Source organism: Chryseobacterium shigense (assembly GCF_014207845.1).
Classification (GTDB): Bacteria; Bacteroidota; Bacteroidia; order Flavobacteriales; family Weeksellaceae; genus Chryseobacterium; species Chryseobacterium shigense_A.
Genome location: NZ_JACHLC010000001.1, coordinates 991,505 through 1,010,088 on the forward strand (window position 1 = coordinate 991,505; position 18,584 = coordinate 1,010,088).

The 18,584-nt window shown below is 37.7% G+C and carries 15 protein-coding genes; 5 read left to right on the plus strand and 10 right to left on the minus strand.

Annotated elements, in window-relative coordinates; translation table 11 throughout:
- Nucleotides 1–5: 5 nt before the first annotated feature.
- Entirely contained in the window at nt 6–614 is a 609-nt protein-coding gene (locus tag HNP36_RS04485) for a vancomycin high temperature exclusion protein (RefSeq protein WP_410494174.1), read from the plus strand.
- On the opposite strand, the gene HNP36_RS04490 is transcribed toward HNP36_RS04485, so the two are convergent.
- Nucleotides 611–3,217 (minus strand): BamA/TamA family outer membrane protein, encoded by a 2,607-nt coding sequence (locus tag HNP36_RS04490; RefSeq protein WP_184159995.1) that lies wholly within the window; start codon nt 3,215–3,217, stop codon nt 611–613. The two genes, HNP36_RS04485 and HNP36_RS04490, sit on opposite strands and share 4 nt — an antisense overlap.
- On the opposite strand from HNP36_RS04490, the gene HNP36_RS04495 reads away from it, so the two are divergent.
- Nucleotides 3,203–3,928 (plus strand): TrmH family RNA methyltransferase, encoded by a 726-nt coding sequence (locus tag HNP36_RS04495; RefSeq protein WP_184159993.1) that lies wholly within the window; start codon nt 3,203–3,205, stop codon nt 3,926–3,928. The genes HNP36_RS04490 and HNP36_RS04495 overlap by 15 nt on opposite strands.
- Before the next feature lie 100 nt (nt 3,929–4,028).
- On the opposite strand, the gene HNP36_RS04500 is transcribed toward HNP36_RS04495, so the two are convergent.
- From HNP36_RS04500 to porQ, 5 genes are all read right to left on the minus strand, one after another.
- Nucleotides 4,029–4,526, minus strand: coding sequence for a phosphoribosyl-ATP pyrophosphatase (locus tag HNP36_RS04500; RefSeq protein WP_184159991.1), 498 nt, complete (start codon nt 4,524–4,526; stop codon nt 4,029–4,031).
- A gap of 3 nt (nt 4,527–4,529) precedes the next feature.
- Entirely contained in the window at nt 4,530–4,838 is a 309-nt protein-coding gene (locus HNP36_RS04505; protein ID WP_184159989.1) for a phage holin family protein, read from the minus strand.
- Nucleotides 4,839–4,917: 79 nt separating this feature from the next.
- Nucleotides 4,918–5,268 (minus strand): YtxH domain-containing protein, encoded by a 351-nt coding sequence (locus HNP36_RS04510; RefSeq protein ID WP_184159987.1) that lies wholly within the window; start codon nt 5,266–5,268, stop codon nt 4,918–4,920.
- Between the two features lie 95 nt (nt 5,269–5,363).
- On the minus strand, nt 5,364–6,038 hold the full coding sequence (cmk, locus tag HNP36_RS04515; RefSeq protein WP_184159985.1) for a (d)CMP kinase: 675 nt from the start codon (nt 6,036–6,038) through the stop codon (nt 5,364–5,366).
- 83 nt (nt 6,039–6,121) lie between these two features.
- A complete protein-coding gene (porQ, locus tag HNP36_RS04520; protein ID WP_184159983.1) occupies nt 6,122–7,114 on the minus strand; it encodes a type IX secretion system protein PorQ in 993 nt (330 codons plus the stop codon).
- 166 nt (nt 7,115–7,280) lie between these two features.
- Here porQ and pyrH point away from each other — a divergent pair, with 166 nt between their 5' ends.
- Both pyrH and frr read left to right on the plus strand, forming a co-directional pair.
- Nucleotides 7,281–7,988, plus strand: a complete 708-nt coding sequence (pyrH, locus tag HNP36_RS04525) for a UMP kinase (protein WP_184159981.1) — start codon at nt 7,281–7,283, stop codon at nt 7,986–7,988.
- Between the two features lie 120 nt (nt 7,989–8,108).
- Nucleotides 8,109–8,663 (plus strand): ribosome recycling factor, encoded by a 555-nt coding sequence (frr, locus tag HNP36_RS04530; RefSeq protein ID WP_184159979.1) that lies wholly within the window; start codon nt 8,109–8,111, stop codon nt 8,661–8,663.
- Between the two features lie 169 nt (nt 8,664–8,832).
- Here the strand turns inward: frr and HNP36_RS04535 are convergent, their stop codons facing one another.
- The 4 genes from HNP36_RS04535 to HNP36_RS04550 all read right to left on the minus strand — a co-directional run bounded on the left by HNP36_RS04535 (nt 8,833) and on the right by HNP36_RS04550 (nt 14,605).
- Nucleotides 8,833–9,624, minus strand: coding sequence for a hypothetical protein (locus tag HNP36_RS04535; protein WP_184159977.1), 792 nt, complete (start codon nt 9,622–9,624; stop codon nt 8,833–8,835).
- 159 nt (nt 9,625–9,783) lie between these two features.
- Nucleotides 9,784–11,238: an LptF/LptG family permease gene (locus HNP36_RS04540; RefSeq protein WP_184159974.1), complete on the minus strand. Its 1,455-nt coding sequence runs from the start codon at nt 11,236–11,238 to the stop codon at nt 9,784–9,786.
- 101 nt (nt 11,239–11,339) lie between these two features.
- On the minus strand, nt 11,340–11,987 hold the full coding sequence (locus HNP36_RS04545; RefSeq protein ID WP_184159972.1) for a LolA family protein: 648 nt from the start codon (nt 11,985–11,987) through the stop codon (nt 11,340–11,342).
- 65 nt (nt 11,988–12,052) lie between these two features.
- The gene (locus HNP36_RS04550) at nt 12,053–14,605 is read right to left on the minus strand and encodes an FtsK/SpoIIIE family DNA translocase (RefSeq protein WP_184159970.1); all 2,553 of its coding nucleotides are present in this window, start codon (nt 14,603–14,605) and stop codon (nt 12,053–12,055) included.
- A gap of 469 nt (nt 14,606–15,074) precedes the next feature.
- On the opposite strand from HNP36_RS04550, the gene ccsA reads away from it, so the two are divergent.
- Nucleotides 15,075–18,353, plus strand: coding sequence for a cytochrome c biogenesis protein CcsA (ccsA, locus tag HNP36_RS04555; RefSeq protein WP_184159968.1), 3,279 nt, complete (start codon nt 15,075–15,077; stop codon nt 18,351–18,353).
- The last annotated feature ends 231 nt before the right edge of the window (nt 18,354–18,584 follow it).

Consider the following 18,584-nt stretch of genomic DNA (forward strand, 5'->3'; position numbering starts at 1 on the left):
GAATCATCAGGAACATATTTAACTTAGGTTTTGTTTCAGCGGAAATAGGGATTCTGCTGATATGTCTTTGTAATGCCTGGGTTTTCGGGCTTACAAACGGGCGTACCTATACCAAAATCTCCAAAATTCCCCCACGGGAAATTGCCCTTGTGCTGGGAACTTCTCCCAAAATGAGATCCGGCCTGTCCAATCCTTATTTTACCAAAAGAATGGATGCGGCGGCACTTCTTTATCATCACGGAAAAATCAAAAAAATTATTGTAAGCGGAGAAAAAAGCAAAGGATATAATGAACCTGCTGCAATGAAGAATTATCTGGTAAACCAGGAAGGAGTTCCTGAAGATATTATTATTGAAGATCCGAAAGGGTTTAATACCTATAAAAGCATCTTGCGCTGTAAAGACGTCTATAAAAAGATAGACGTAATTATTGTATCACAGGGGTTCCATAACCTGCGTGCCCTGTTTTTTGCAAGAAATAATAATATGAATGCGCTGGGTTTTGATGCACAGGATGTTACAAAGCCTGAAAGTTACTACAGAAACCAGATCAGGGAAGTATTTGCCAGAGTGGTTGCTGTAGTATATTTCATATTGGGAATTTCTCCGGATTAGAAAGGGTATCCGAATGCAATATTCAGGGTAGGTTTAAAAGGCTGGAAATTTTTAAATCTCCAACGGTCACCTTCAGGTTTATTCGGATCATAGATCTTATAAGCGAGATCAAGTCTGAAAGTGATGTATGCTACATTTACCCTTAAACCGAAACCGCTGCCGATCCCCATTTGCCCTAAGAATTTATTGAATTTGAATTCATCACCGTAGCCACCGGTTCCATCCGGTTTCCTGATGCTCCATGTATTTCCTATATCGGTAAATAGTGCTCCTTCATACATTTCATTGAACGGAACCCTGTATTCTATATTGGTGGTTAGCTTTACGTTATTCGTCATATAGGTACGGACTCTTTCATCAATCTGAGAATCTGAAGGTCCTAATCCTCCAAATGCTACCCAAGCCCTGATATCATTAGATCCACCATTGAAATAAGACTTAATAACAGGCATATCTGTAGAGTTCCCGTAAGGAATACCTACCCCGATGAACTGGCGTAAAACCAACGTCTGGTTGCCATTAAACTTAAAATACTTTCTGGTATCGATGTCAAACTTGACGAACTGGGCATAAGGAATTCCGAAGATTGTTCTCTGCGGACTGGTTACAACACCTCCGGCATCTCTTTTTTGATTGAATATGCTTAAAATATTACCGGCAAGCTCTATTTTACCGTTAAAATAGAAAGCGTTTGGATAATCTTTTTTACCAATCTCATTGTAAACAAAATTATAGATCATGGAAGAAATAAGGACATCCTGGGTCTGTCTGTCTTTATTAACCAGTGATCCCATAAATGCTAAAATAAGATCCTGTCCCGGTTTGTCCAGCGATGTTATATAATCTATATCTTTCAGAATTTCCTCAGAAACATAATCAATGCTTACCTGTCCGGAATTGAACTGTGCTCCAAGTTCAGGTTTACCTGCAAAATAACCTGCAAACACATCTTTCCTTATGTCTTCATCATTACTGAAATAATCATAATAAGCATCTTTGTTTTTCGTAAGGCTGACCTGCGTATTGAAAAGGGTAAGTCTGTGTGAAACCTGGTCGTTTACATTCGCCTGGTAATTCAGTCCGGTATTGAAGTTTACTCTTCCCAAACCAATATTGTTCTGTACCGAAGCTCCTAAAAGTATGGAAGAGGTCGGGGTATATCTTTTGGGAAGTAACTTATAATAATTGAATGGCAGCAGAAGTCTCGGGAAATTAAGGGAAGCCTGTGCTGAAATTTCATAGGCAAGCTCTCTTTTATCAATATTCTTTGTACTTCTGATAGATCCGAATGTTCCTGAAATACTTGTAGAAAGGTTTTCCGCCCCTTTGAAGACATTTCTGGTGGTAAGGTCTACGGAAGGGGATACCCCAAGATTAAGAATCTGGGAATAATTGATATCCGTTCCCAGCTTAAGCTCATATTTAGGAAGCGGTTTTAGTACATAAAGTACATCAACAATACTGTCATTAGGTGAAGTACCGCCGCCTCTTCTCAGGGAATCCCTTGCTTTCAGAATACTGAAGTTATTCATTGCAATGAAATTTCTCTTCGTTAGGTCAAGGCTTTTCTGATCATAAACTTTCTTACTGTCTACAATCACAGCTCTCCATAAAGAAGCTGTTTTGTAGCTGTTGTCCATTTTATGGAACCTTATTCTTCTTAAACTGTCCTTCACCGTATTTTTAGGAAAATCGCCAGCTTCATTAACAATTGCTACATCAATGTTTCCTATGGTTGCTACTTTATAAGGATGGTCTGCAGAATCCTTATGAATTTCCAGTGTAAGAGGAACCTGTTTTTTACTTTTCAGGGAATCTGCCACGAAATAAATCTCTTCATTGGAACTGTTGAACCTGTAATATCCGTTTTCACGCATCAGGTCTGTAATCCTTGTTACTTCTTTCTCAAGAACGGTCTGGTCAAGCCTTTGCCCGGATCTTATAAGACTCTTGTCGAGCTTTTGCCAGTAGAGACCTTTAACGGTAGGATCTGTAATATTGTAGTAATAATCTTTAATATATGTAGGATCATTATGCCTGATGAAATAATCAACGGCAGCTTTTCTTGATGCAGTATCAAGGGCATGTTTAAAACTGACATCAGGATCCCAAAAACCTCTGTAAATAAGTCTTTTTTTAATAGATTCAGCACTTTTCTCACTTCTCGTCTGATCAAGAATTACAGGCGGAGTTCCCCAGCTGTGAAACAAACGGTCCATAAAAAGTGTTTTTCCCACACTGCTTTTCATATCATATTTAAGGAAAAGAGAATCTCTTAATTTTTGATTTCTCATTTCACTGGGATAAGTCATGTATTCATTAAGCAGGGTATCATATTTAGGATTGGCCATATTATAAAATCCCAAACTCAGAGGCATGAAAAGAAGCTGCTTTTTATTGGGCTTCTGCTGAACGTAATCTTTCAGTTCTTCATCAAAAGATTCTTTCTTATCTTCAAACTTAAAGTTGTTCCTGGTAAGCAGATATTCGCCTTCCGGAACTTTTTTGGTTGTACTGCACGCATAAAGGAGACCAACAAATGTTGCAAATGAGATAATTTTATAATATTTTTGAGGAGAATTCTTATAATGCTTACAGCTCATACAATAAAAATTTTACAGTCTTTAGATAAAAAGAAGTTCAGACAAAAATACAATTTGTTTTTGGTTGAAGGTAATAAAATCATTTGTGAACTTTCTGAATCTAATATTAAAGTTAAAGAAATATTTTCTACTGATCCGCAAAAATTGGACCGGACAGATTCTTCTATCATCCAGATCACTGAAAATGAGCTGAAAAAGATCAGTTTCCTTAAAACTCCTAAAGATTCTGTAGCGGTTTGTTACCTGCCTGAAGAGAAAAACACAGAAGATAAAGACATTCAGCTGGTTCTTGACGGAATTCAGGATCCGGGGAATCTGGGAACTATTATCCGCCTGGCAGACTGGTTCGGAATAGAGCAGATTATTTGCAGCGAAGATACTGTGGATGTGTATAATCCTAAAGTAATTCAGGCTACCATGGGCTCTTTTACCCGCGTGAATATTATTTACACAAATCTTGTAAAATATCTTTCAGAAACAGAAAATATCAATATAGGAACGGATATGGATGGCGAAAATATTTATTCTTTTGAAAGACCTGGAAAACTTAATCTTATTCTTGGTAATGAAGGAAACGGAATGAGACCGGAAACGGAGAAACTTCTTCAAAAATGCATCACAATCCCAAGATTCGGGAAATCCCAGTCTACAGAAAGCCTGAATGTTTCTATGGCAGCGGGGATTATACTGGGGCAGTTATTTTCTAAGTAGATTTTTAGATGTCAGACATCAGATATCAGACTTCAATTGGTGTGGGAGAAATTAATTCCTAAACGAATATATCTGAAATCTGATATCTACTATCTGAAGTCTATATGAGCTGCTCCAGGCTTGAGACACTTTTATTCTTTTGGTAAACCTCAAGTTTTTTTCTGACATATTTCAGGGCAATAGGAGCGAGGTAGATCATGGCAGCTCCCAGAAGTTTTTTCTTCCAGTTGGGGCTTTTCATATTCTTTTTGGCATAGTTGCCAACTAATGCGGTGATTCCCAGTTTCACAAGACTGTCCGTCACATTGCCTCCCAATGCAGTGCTTGCAATTCCCACAGCAGCTTTTTTATTGATGAACATATCTTTCACTTCTGAAGTGAGCTGTCTGGCAATAACATCTTTTCGCAGAACCACTTTTTCATCGCCGTCATCATCTACTTTTTCCTGCAGATACTGATCTGTAAGACCATTGGTGAATGCGCTCAGGCTTTCTTTTGTATTTTTGAAAGTAAGAAGGTTTTCCAGATCGTTGATCTCACTTTTAAGCAGTTTTTTCTTTCTTCTTAATTCTTCAATGCTTTCGTAATTTCTGCCCATAGTTTAATGATTTAAAAATTTAATAACCTGATCTGCAACAGTATTGACAATCTTATTTTTAAAAGCAATGACAAAAGCCATTATCAACGCATAAAATGCAGCAACAATTAAGAATCCATATGAGTAATTATCCAGTGCTTTTCCGATAAGGAAAGCAATTCCAAAATTGAAAAGGATAATAAAAAAAGCAAAAGCAACTAGCAGCACTACAAAGTAGGTAATGAGCCCTGCAGAAAGAGAGGATTTTTCAGTAGCTTCAATCTTCAGAAGATCTATTCTCTTTGATGCATATTCTTTAATAGTCTCTATCATTGTTTTTTTTTAAAGTTACAAAAAAAGGAACTTTCGCGCAAAAAGTTCCTTCCCATAATTTACTCAAAAAATAAACTATTTATTTTTTAAGATCATTCAGTTCCGCTTCTACATCTTTTACTACGTCTGCAGTTTTGGAAACAATCTGATCTTTATATTTATCATATCCGTCTTTTACCGTATGAGCTACATTGTTGGCTGTTTCTTTGAAAGTAGAAGAGATATTGCTGTACTGGTCTTTTACTTTTTCAGAAACTTCACCATACTTGTTTTTAGCCTGGTCTTTTAGGTCTCCTGCTTTATCTTTTATTTTCTTTCTGGTTTCTTTACCTTCTTCCGGAGCATAAAGCATTCCTAAGATTACACCTGCTGCAGCACCTGCAAGAAGTCCTGCCAATATACCTGCTGTATTTTTTCCGTTTTTCGACATTTTAAGCTTTTTTAATAGTTAATAAATATTAGTTTTTACTGTGTTAAAATCTACAATTTGCATACCAAAGGGAATATTATACCTATTAAAAATTGTTAAATCTTCTTGATATAAGATAAAATCAGGTCTATGGTTTCTTCTTTTGTGAGAGATGTATTGTCTATAACAATGGCATCTTCAGCCTGCTTTAGAGGGGCTATTTCCCTTTCACTGTCGATCTTGTCACGGTCTATAAGGTTTTGTTTTACCTGTTCTCTGTCTGCCTCGATGCCCAAGCCGGCCAGTTCGAAATACCTTCTGTTTGTTCTTTCGTCAATACTGGCAGTAAGAAAGAATTTATAGTCCGCATTTGGCAGAACTACTGTCCCTATGTCACGTCCATCCATAATAATACCGCCTTTTTCTGCCAGAGTCCGCTGGGATTGAAGAAGAAAGTCTCTTACTTCTTTCTGTTTTGCAACAATACTTACATTGTCTGAAACTTCTGTGGTGCGGATCTGTTTGGAAATATCAATATGATTAAGGTAAAGAATCAGCTCATTGTCATTGTTCCTGAACTCAAGCTCAATCTGATCCAAGGATGAGAATAATTTCTGAAGATCAATGGAGCCGTCTTCATTCATACAGTTCTGTATGGCAAACCATGTAATTCCCCTGTAAAGTGCGCCGGTATCCAGATGTATGATATCCAGTTTATCGGCAATGACTTTAGAGATTGAACTTTTTCCGGTAGACGAGTACCCATCGATAGCTATTACAGGTTTTTTCATACCGCAAATTTCAAGAATTTTTTTAAAAAATCAAGACAACACAGAAAAAATCTTTATTATTATGAAGATTCCTTATGGTGGAGTTATTCTCCTGCGTGGCTGCTAAGGTCCATAGAAACGCCTATCTGATTCACATTGGAAGAGTTGTGATAGCGTACATGAGCATAGTCTACACGGAATCTTCTGAACTTGATTCCAAATCCTCCCGAAAGCCCTGAAAAATTCCTCTGATCTGCCACAGCAAGCTCATTTCCTCTTTTGGCATTATAACCAAGTCTGATATTGAAGTTTTTTTCCGGGAAAAGTTCTGCACCTATGGAAAAATGGTCGGCAAGTTTTCTTCCGAAACCAACTTCCTGTCCATTTACATTATATTCCTGTGAAATATCAAACTGCTGAAGATCGTGTGCAGTAATGGTAACGGCAAGAGGAATGACTTTAAGGATTCTGGTATATCCAAGATCTACCCTGAACGGAAGGTTTTCCCTGGTTCCGTTGAATGATTTCAGCTGAAACCCGAAATTCCTCATCACAAGGGAGAGGGCTTCTTTATTCTTTTTATTATGGTAAGTAACTCCTGCAGTTCCTGAGATGGCAGAAGAAGTGTAGTTGTCGATTTTTGAAGTGATGAAATTAATGCCGCCCCCAATCGTCCAGTCTTCCTCAAACTGGTAAGCATAGCCTGCCCCGATTGCTACATCCGAAGCTTTGAATTCACCGTTTTCGTACCCGCTTTCATCGGTTCTGGGAATGCTTCCGTAGCTCATATACCTGGCATTGATGGTTGCCATATGTCCGTTATCAAAATCTCTGGCATAGGCAACAGTTCCGTATTTTGAGTCTGCAAGATAAGCTGCACCATTTACTGAAAGCTGCTTATCTGAATCTTTATTTAAAAGGGCCGGGTTTGCAATAGCAAAGGAAACATCATAATCCCTGATGGAAATTGCATCGCCACCTAAGGCAGCCTGTCTGGCAGATACAGGAATGTTTAAGAAAGGATAAACATTTGTTCCTGTTTGCGCATAAGAAACAATTCCTGACAGAAATAATGAAAAAATGACAATTTTCTTCAATTCAATTTATAATTAATGCAAAAATAATCCTTTTTCGTACTTATCAAAATATTTCTGACATTATTTCTGCGTAAATATTTTTCTTTATTCAATATTTTTAATGATTATATTTGCAAAATCAAATTTTGGAGAATATTGCTCCGGTAAAGTTTATTAAAAATTAAAGATGAAATATAAAAGAATCCTTCTGAAACTGAGTGGTGAGGCCTTAATGGGGAACAGACAATATGGTATTGACAATGAAAGACTGCAGGAATATGCTGCCGAAATCAAAAAAGTAGTGGAAAAAGGCTGTGAAGTAGCCATCGTAATCGGAGGAGGAAATATTTTCCGTGGTGTAGCAGGGGCTGCAAAGGGAATGGACAGGGTGCAGGGAGATTATATGGGAATGCTGGCTACAGTAATCAACGGGATGGCTCTTCAGGGGGCACTGGAAGATGCAGGAATCAAAACAAGACTTCAGTCTGCCATTGAAATGGATAAAGTAGCTGAACCTTTCATCAAAAGAAGAGCTGTAAGACATCTTGAAAAAGGCAGAGTAGTAATCTTTGGGGCTGGAACAGGAAACCCTTATTTTACAACGGATACTGCAGCAACTCTCAGAGCAATAGAAATTGATGCAGATGTGATCTTAAAAGGAACAAGGGTAGACGGAATCTACGACAGCGATCCTGAAAAGAATGCAGATGCTGTAAAATATAACTCACTTTCATTCGACGAGGTATATGCTAAAAACCTTAAAGTAATGGATATGACGGCCTTCACTTTAAGCCATGAAAATAAATTGCCTATTATTGTATTTGATATGAACAAGAACGGGAATTTAGAAAGAATTGTTGATGGAGAGAATGTAGGGACTTTAGTTGATCTGTAAGTAGTTGGGTAATTGAAAGATTTAAATATTTAATAATTTAAAGATTGCCTGTTACTTATTGCTGATCATTTATCAATCATCACTTAACAAATGTGTAATTTATCAAATTTTAACTATATAATGGAAGAATTAGATCTTATATTAGAATCTGTAAAGCAAGATATGGATGCGGCTGTAAAGCACCTGGATCACGCATTTCAAAGAATCAGGGCAGGACGTGCTTCTACATCAATGGTTCAGGATGTAATGGTGGAATATTACGGAGCTATGACTCCTATTAACCAGGTTGCGAATGTTTCTGTACCGGATGCAATGACCATTTCTATTCAGCCCTGGGACAGAACGGCTATCAATGCCATTGAAAAAGCGATCATCAATTCAAATTTAGGTTTTGCGCCTTCTAATAACGGGGAAAATATCATCCTTAACGTTCCGCCTTTAACAGAGGAAAGAAGAAAAGAACTGGCAAAACAGGCTAAAGTAGAAACTGAAAATACAAAGGTAACGGTAAGAAATGCAAGACAGGACGGGTTGAAAGAACTTAAAAAACTTGACGGTGTTTCTGAAGATGTTGTAAAAGGTGTGGAAGAAGAAATCCAGACTTATACAGACAAATATGTTAAACTTTGCGATGAACATCTTAAGAACAAAGAAGCTGAAATTATGAAAGTATAATTTTCAGGCTGAAAAATAAAAAAAGAGGTTTCCTGTGAAACCTCTTTTTTTGTTGTTAAAGACATTTTATTTGCTTGTATTGCAATAAATGCTGCAACTTATCCTGTATTAATAATGGAAATTTAAATGCATAAAAAAGGCCTTCCATTGGAAAGCCCTGTATTTGTTTTTATTTGCAGTTTTCGTTGTAATCCGTAATCACTTCTTCAACTATTTCCGGAACGTTTGACATCACATCGTCAATCTGGCTTTTGATCAGCCTCCCTAATCCGGATCTTTTCTTTTCATCGTTCTTAAGGGATGCATAAGAGCCGCTTGTCAGTTTAGCTTTTGCATAGCTGCAGTCTGCAATAATTGTTTTGGCTTTGGCAAAAGTTAATTCCTCTATTTTACCTCCTTTTTTAGAATAGATGTAAGAAGGTGAGTTTCTCATTCTTTCAGTTTCCTTTTCAGCCACTTCAATCTGTCCGCCTGCAGAGAATGTAGTAGGATAGCCGTATAATTTATATACTTTGATCTTTCCATCCTTTACAACTTCGGCAAACTGGTAACTTTTTGTAAGATTATTAAAAGCCTTGATATTGCCGCTTAAACCTCCTGTTGCGGTATTGAAGCCTTCTTTAGTGTTTGTATACTTGATGGTTTCAAAATGTCTTTCATTATTGTTTTCATCAAAAGCCACATATTCTTTGATATCATCGGTATCAAGGGTTTTGAATTTTTGTTTTTTTCTGGATTTGTCAATATCAGATACCGCAACGAATTTTACTTTTTTCTGATTACTCCACGGGTTCATAGCGTCTCCGTTCAGTCTTACGATTCCTTCAATCTTTTTTCCGCCTTTATCAATGATGTAGCCATATTTTTCATCGGTTCTCAGTTCATAGTCCGTATTGTCTTCCTGCGCATAGGCATTGAAAGATACCAATGTAAACAGACCAAATAATAATGCTTTCTTCATATAGTTACTGTTTTTAACAATTTTTTGTAAATATAGCTTTTTATACCTTACTGCAAAATGAAATAAAATACCACAGCCATAAAAAAAGACCCGGAAATTCCGGGCCTATACTCTTTTTAAATTATTAAATGTTTAAATTCTTTAATCTCTAATAAACAGTTATCGATATCTCTCATGCTCTTTATTCTTAGCAAACCTTTTCGTAATAGGCTTAAACAGAGCTTTATATTTTTCGGCATCGAATAATTGCGAATCCGTAAGCGCTTTATACGTCATCCATATTCCGAAAGGAAGAAGGATAAGGTTGGGAAGCCAGGCCGCTAAATAAGGGCTCATTCCTCCTCCCCAGGCAACGTTTTCAATACCGAGATTCATTACATAGAAAACAATGAAAATAATGATTGCGATGATCACAGGAAGTCCCATTCCTCCTTTTCTGATAATAGACCCTAAGCTGGCTCCGATCAAAAAGAAAATGATACATGTTACAGAATAGGAAATAATTCTCTGCTGATAAATAACAACTTTGCTGAAATATTTTACATTTGAGCTGAACTCATTCTTTTTACCGGAAGCCGTAGATTTCAGATTTTCCAATCTGTTGTAAGCATTGGAAATAATCTCCAGCTTTTTATCTCCCTTCACGGTATCCAGTTTAAGCTGCTGCTTGGCAACCGCTTTGGATTTTGTTTTATCCATATAACTTATTACCGAATTAGTCTGGGTTAAAACATCAGAACTGATATTCGTAAAATAAGCCGCATTTTCTTTTTTGTTTTTTAGGATTGTTTCATTAAGCTGGCCATAAGTCTGGAAACGGTAGTCGTCCGTGATCTGTTCCTTTTCAATGGCTTTGTTGATGAGTTCAGCAATATCAAAGTGGGAAACCAGTGTGTCAAATTTAATGGCCTGATCCGGTTGTTTCAGTCTTACATTCTCGCCTTTACCTGCGAAATTATCCTCAAATATATAACCGTTATACAGTTCCAGTTTCAAAAAGTTTTTATTGGCAGCAGGAACAAATTTTCCCTTTTCCGCAACAATAGACTGCTGATTTTCGTAGGAACTGGCTTTTCTGTGTACAAATACTCCTTCAAGGGTTTCCTGATTCTCACCGTAAATTTTATCAAATTTTACCATGTACCCCGGAATCTGATCAATAAACTGTCCCGGTGTAAAATTCAGGGCCGGTTTCGTCTGGGCAATATTGAAAAGCATATTCTTTGCCTTTTTCTGAAAATCCGGAATGATGTTGTTGGAGAAGAAGAAAAGCATGACCGCCAGTATCGTTGCCACTCCAAGAAGAGGAGCCATTACTCTTGTCAGGGAAATCCCGGCCGCCTTCATTGCAGCAAGCTCATAGCGTTCCCCGAATTCCCCAAAGGACATAATGCTTGCCAAAAGGATCGTGAGCGGGAGCACCAGGCTGACAACACTTACCCCAAGGTAAAAAAGAAGCTTCAGGATCTGCCAGTAGCTTAATCCCTTTCCCATGAACTGCCCCAGCTGAACCCAGATAATGTTTACAATAAATATGAAAAACAAAACGCTGAATATAAAGAAAAACGGTCCAAAGAAGGTTTTTATGATATATCGGTCTAGTATTTTTAACATGCGCCAAAATTAATCAAAAAGCCACAAAGTTTACTTGTGGCTCTTATAATTTTTATTACTTTTTATTTTATAGCAAAAATACTTATTTGCTTCTTAGCTTTTTAAAGTTCTGTAATGATGTAGTTTTTGAACTTATTTTTGTCAAAAACAAACATATTGGGATCCAGTGTCTGGTTTTCCTTATATTCTTTAATGGCAATTACAGCTACATCTTTATTGTTTCCGTGCTGTTCCAGTTTTACCATCTGCTTTTTTGCAGAGTCTACAAAAATGTATACATATTGGATACCGTTGGATTTTACAGGGGTCAGTTTAATGAAATCTGCATTAACTCCGTTTACATTCTTTTTACCGTTATAGGTTACGTTATAATCGTTTCTGTAAGTGGTAAGATAGTTGATAGGGGAGAACATGCTGCTGCCCGCATTGGGTTTTGCCACGGTAACTTCCATATCATCTGCATTGATATTGTATATTTTACTTCCGTCGAAGATCTGTTCCGTATCCATGATCTTCAACTTATATTTATCCCCTGCAGCATAATAAATTCCCGGTTCTGTTTTGGTAACTTGTCCGTTAACACCGGTTCCGAAAGAGAATTTAAAATAAGAATTCTTTTTGGAATTGTAGTTCGCAGTGATATCGTCAAGAATCTTTTTAGCTTTTGCATCAATTTTCTGTGCATTGGCAAATCCTACAGCTCCTACTACAAAACTCCCGACTATGATTTTTGATATACTATTTTTCATTTTCTTATTGAATAAACTTTAAACATTCTAATGCTTCAAGGTTGAATTGATAAAGCACTTTTCCTTTAATTACGCAAATCTTCCAAAAACTGTTCCAAAGAATGAAGATCACTGATAATGACTTCTCTTGCTTTGGCTCCGTTAAAGCCTCCTACAATACCGGTTGCTTCAAGCTGGTCCATGATTCTTCCGGCTCTGTTATAACCCAGTTTAAGCTGTCTCTGCAACATAGAAGTAGATCCCTGCTGTGTGGAAACAATAATTCTTGCGGCTTCTTCAAATAAAGCATCCTTTTCATTCGGATCAAATGCTCCCACAGTACTTGTAGAGTCTTCAGAAACGAATTCAGGAAGCAGGAATGCAGATGCATATCCTTTCTGTTCTCCAATATATTCTGCAAGTCTTTCCACTTCGGGAGTATCCACAAAGGCACACTGAAGTCTCAGGATCTCGTTTCCGTTGAAATAAAGCATATCTCCTTTACCAATCAGCTGGTCTGCACCCGGTGAATCAAGGATCGTTCTCGAATCCACACTGGAAATTACCCTGAATGCTGCTCTTGCAGGGAAGTTAGCCTTAATCATACCTGTAATTACATTTACGGAAGGTCTCTGTGTAGCAACAATTAAGTGAATTCCTACGGCTCTTGCAAGTTGTGCCAATCTGGCGATAGGAAGTTCAACTTCTTTTCCTGCGGTCATGATAAGGTCGGCAAACTCGTCTACAACCAATACGATATAAGGAAGAAAACGGTGACCGTTCTCAGGATTTAGTTTTCTTTCCGTAAACTTTTTATTGTATTCCTTTAAATTTTTACAGAACGCATTTTTAAGAAGGTCATATCTTGTATCCATCTCTACACAAAGAGAGTTCAGAGTGTTGATTACCTTATTGGTGTCTGTAATGATCGCTTCATCAGCATCCGGAAGTTTGGCCAGATAATGTCTTTCAATTTTTGAATATAATGAAAGCTCCACTTTTTTAGGATCTACCATAACGAATTTCAGTTCGCTAGGGTGTTTTTTATAAAGCAGGGAAGTAAGGATAGCATTGATCCCAACAGATTTACCCTGTCCTGTAGCACCTGCCATCAATAGGTGAGGCATTTTTGCAAGGTCGGCCATGAATACTTCGTTGGAAATTGTTTTTCCGAATACCACAGGAAGATCCATATCTGTATTCTGGAATTTCTGCGATGCAATAACGGAACGCATAGAAACCATGGTAGGGTTTTTTCTCGGAACTTCAATCCCGATGGTTCCTTTTCCTGGCATTGGCGCAATAATCCTGATCCCTAAAGCAGAAAGGTTCAATGCAATATCATCCTGAAGCTTTTTAATGGCTGATACTCTGATCCCGGCTTCCGGAACAATTTCGTATAAAGTAACTGTAGGTCCAATCGTTGCTTTAATCTCGGAAATACCAACGTTGAAATTCTTTAAAAGTCCTACAATTTTATTTTTATTTTCTTCTAATTCTTCTTTATTGATGGAGATTTCTTCACTTCCGTAATCTTTAAGCAGTTCTACGGTCGGCATCTGGAAGCCTGCCAAATCAAGCTTGTGATCATAAAGGCCGTGCTTTTCTACAAGTTCCTGGGATTTTCTGTCTGAATCATCCAATACATCTACTACCGGTGCAACTTCTACATTAAATTTTATGTTGTCCTGAGCTGATGGTGACGGCGTTACCGGAGGAAGCGGAGTAATTGCAGGAATTACGGGTGCCATATCAAAAGCCTGTTCTGGAGAGGAGGTTGGAACGGCAGGTTTTGCATTTAAATTTAAGCTGACGGGTTTCTCTTCTTCCTCAAAAGAAGTCTGGTTAGGCGTTACAATAGGCTCCAGATTCGTTAAGGGCTGAACTTCAGGAAATCCTTTAGGAACACTTACCGGTTCCTGCTCTTTAACCTTTGCTGTATTTGAAACATCTGTAACGGTAACATTAAGACCTGCTTCTTCAGCTTCTTCTTCAAGTTCGGTATCGGCTTCAAAGTTTTCCTCTGAGCTTGGCATCATGGATTTAACTTTACCTATCGTATTGTCATTGATCTTGTCCAGCTTGGCTTTAATAGAGCTTGGACGAAGGTTGAATTCCAGAATGAAATATAAAAGGATACTTGCTGCCAATACTACCCAAAGACCTACAGGCCCGATGATGGCATTCAGATAATCCATGATCTGGTATCCGTAAACACCTCCCAGTACACCTTGCCCTTTAGTCACTGCTCCCATGAAAATAGGAAGCCAGCAGATGAAAAACAGGGAATGTCCGATGGTTTTCCAGGGTTTGAATGTTTTTTTCTTCAGGATAAGGGTGCCTACAACCAAAAATAAAAAGGCAATAATAAATGAGGCAATTCCTATGCTTTCGAATATAAAAATATTCCCCAGCCAGTCGCCTACCTTCCCAAAAATATTTGAAGATTTTATTGTTTTGTCTGTCATTGTTCCTGCCTGGCTCTGGTCTGCTTTCCAGTTCATCAGATAAGAGACGAACGAAAATGCCAGAACTGCGGAGAAAAGTATAAAGGTAAGCCCGAAAAATATACGGGGCTTAGATAAGATTTTGCCTTTGTCAGGCGATTCAGTCGGTTTTGTCTGTGTCTTTTTATCCATAATATCAATGTGGGCAAATTTAATGTTTTTTCAACATTAAACAGAATCTTTTTTTGTTCAAAAGATGGTCTAATTTAGGGTTATTTTTTAAAATTATGTTCCGTTTTAAAGATATTTTTTTCATTAAAATATAAATACAGTGGTTATTTTTTTAATCAATTTAAATATTGCTAATTATGATTAGCTAATCTTACTCCATAAACAAATTAAATTGAAATTTAAAAAATAGGTTTCATAGTTTTATCAACGTTTTACATTGAAAACAAAGTATATTCCAAATAAAAGATTTCATAGACAAATTGCATTCCTGATTTTTTTAACCGTAAAAAATATATTTTTCTTAATAATTTTCACGTTATTAAGAATGGTTCAAAATAACCGAAATAGGCTTCAAAGTGACAAAAAACAGCTTTTTTTAGCTACTTTGTTGTTAATCATCCTTATTTTTGCATGTCAAGTAAAATAAATCATGAAGAAGCTCCAAGATATTCTTATCTCGACCAGGACAATGGCTGTGCTGTTACTGGTTTATGCCTTTGCAATGGCATATGCAACGTTCTTAGAAAATGACTACGGAACTCCTACGGCCAAAGCCTTAATTTATGAAGCAAAATGGTTTGAATTAATCATGTTTCTGCTCATTCTCAACTTCATAGGAAATATCGGAAGGTATAGATTGTGGAGAAGAGAAAAATGGCCGGTTCTGGTCTTTCACCTTGCTTTTATCCTTATTTTTATAGGAGGTGCTATCACAAGATACATCAGCTTTGAAGGCACAATGCATATCAGAGAGGGGGAAACTTCCAATGAAATTGTAACGGATAAGAATTTCTTTAAAATTCAGATTGAAGAGAAAGGTGATGTTCTCAACTACCAAGATGTTCCTTATCTGATGTCTCCTTTGCATAAAGATTTTAATGCAACTTATGATTTCCACGGAAAAGAAGTAAAGGTTTTTACCAAAGATTATATCCAGAGAAAAAAAGACAGCTTAATAGTTGAGCCGAACGGTGCGGAATACCTTCACCTGGTTTCTACAGGAAATACGGGAAGACAGAATATTTACATCAAACCGGGCGAGACAAAATCTATCAACGGAACTTTGGTAACATTCAACAGAGCTATCGAAGGTGCTGTAGAATTCAAGAGTGAAGGGGGACAATTATTCATCAAAACTCCTGTTGATGCAGCTTTTATGACGATGGCAACCCAGGCTACGGGAAGTACGAAGAAAGATGAATTCCAGCCTTTGGCATTGAGAAGTCTGTATACCATCAACGAACTGAAACTGGTTGTGCCTGAAGGTCTTAAAAAAGGAAGACTGATGGCTTTTGAAGGAGACAAAAAGAAAGATGCGATGGTTCCGGATGTATTGAGGGTCGAACTTCAGGGACCAAAAACAAAACAGATGGTAGACCTTTCAGTAGAGAAAGGAAACCCGAACGCATTTAAGCAGATCACTATGGACGGACTGAATATTATGGTAGGTTTCGGCCCTAAAGTATACAATACACCTTTTGCACTGAAACTTGATGATTTCATAATGGAAACCTATCCGGGAAGTTCATCACCAAGTGCTTATGAAAGTCATGTAAAGATTATTGACGAAGGAAAAGAAACACCTTATAAAATCTACATGAACCATGTACTGAACCATAAAGGATACCGTTTCTTCCAGTCAAGCTTTGATCCGGACAGAATGGGAACGGTACTTTCCGTGAACCACGATTTCTGGGGAACAATCATTTCCTATATCGGATACGGACTTCTGTTCTTAGGAATGTTTGTGATCTTCTTCTGGAAAGGAACCCACTTCTGGAAACTGAATAAAATGCTGACTGATGTCAACAAAAAGAAAGTGAAAGGAACCGCTGCAGTATTGCTGATGTTCTTAAGCTTAGGTTTAAATGCGCAAAAAATAGAAACTCACGGAACGACTGACGGAAGCAGGGAACATATTCATGTGGAAGGAGACAACCATTCTCACGCTCCGGCTCCGTCTGCTCAACCGCTTGACGGTGCTGCTCCGAAGCAGAACTCCCTGGCAACGCCGATGAACAGAATGAGATCTATCTCTCCGGATGAAATCATTGCAAGAAACAGAATCAGCAAAGAGCATGCAGATAAATTCGGATACCTTCTGGTTCAGAATTTTGAGGGAAGAATTGTTCCTATCAATACAGAAGCGCTTGATGTTTTAAGAAAATTATACAAAAAAGATGAATTCAAAGGAACAGACGGAAAGTCTCTTACGGCAAACCAGTGGTTCCTTTCCATCAATACAGATACACCGAGCTGGACAATGGTTCCTATGATTAAAGTAGGTACAAAAGGAGGGGATGAATTAAAGAAAAAAACAAAAGCAGATGAAGATGGCTATACTTCATTAATGAACCTTTTCCCGGCAGATGCAAACGGTAATCTTACTTATATCCTGGAGCACGATTACAATACTGCATTCCGTAAAAAACCATCTGAACAGACCAACTACGATAAAGAAGTAATTTCTGTAAACGAAAGAGTACAGATTTTCAACGAGTTTTTCAGCGGTCAGTTTATGAGAATTGTACCTGTGAAGAATGATGCCAATCATACATGGCACTCATGGCTGGATCAGAAATTCGAACCGGATATGGAATCTCAGCAGGTGATGGGACCTTACTTTGCAGAAGCTCTTACGGCACAGAAAACCGGAAACTGGAGCAAAGCGGATACTGAATTGGCAAAACTTTCAGAATATCAGCAGAAATGGGGAAAAGCAGTTGTTCCTGCAAAATCTAAAGTTGACCTTGAAGTTTTCATGAATAAAGTGAATATCAACTTCAAATTATTAATTTTCTATACCATTATTGGTGGACTTCTTCTGATTTTAGGATTTGTAGAATTGTTCAAGTCTAATAAGGTTTTAACTAAAGTAGTCAAAGTAATTATTGCTTTAGGTCTGGTGGGATATTTCTGCCACTTCCTGGGCCTTGTGGCAAGATGGTATATTTCAGGGCACGCGCCTTGGAGTAACGGTTATGAAGCTATTATATTTATTTCCTGGGTAGGAATTACAGCCGGACTTATCCTTTACAGAAATGCCAATGCATTGATTCCTGCAGCCGGATTTATGGTAGCAGTTATTATGATGGGGTTTGCTCATGGAGGTTCAGCTCTTGATCCTCAGATCACGCCGCTTGTTCCGGTATTGAAATCTTACTGGCTGATTGTTCACGTAGCAATTATTACCTCAAGTTACGGTTTCTTCGCCCTGTCGATGATTATTGCTGTGATCTCTTTGGTATTCTATATCATCTCCAATAAAGAAACATACAAAATTCACCATGATACTACCTTGAAAGAATTGGTAATTGTATCTGAAATGTCATTAACTATCGGTCTTTTTGCTTTAACAGTAGGAAACTTCTTAGGCGGTATCTGGGCCAATGAATCATGGGGTAGATACTGGAGCTGGGACCCGAAAGAAACATGGGCTTTCATTTCCATCATGGTATATGCTTTCGTACTGCACATGAGACTGGTTCCCGGATTGAGAAGCAGATGGGCATTCCATGTTGCAACAATGTTTGCATTCTGTTCAATGGTAATGACGTATTTCGGGGTTAATTATTACCTGAGCGGACTTCACTCTTACGCAGCAGGAGATCCGGTTCCGGTTCCGGCATGGGTATATATCGGGTTGGGCACGATGCTTATTTTATCACTTGCTTCTTACTTTAAGTTTAAAACTTTAACGAAGAAATAAATATTTTACCATATACAACTGAAATCCTGGAATTCATTTCCGGGATTTTTTTGTGGGTGTTATTACGGGTTGCGGGATTCGAGATTCAGGGTGGGGAATATTAGTCAATAAATTATATTCTAATCCGGCTATTAATTTTAATTGATTTTATTTATCTAACCCGAAACATCTATCCTTACACTTAATAACCCGAATCTCGTACTCAGTAACTCACAAACCGAAAAAAACTCA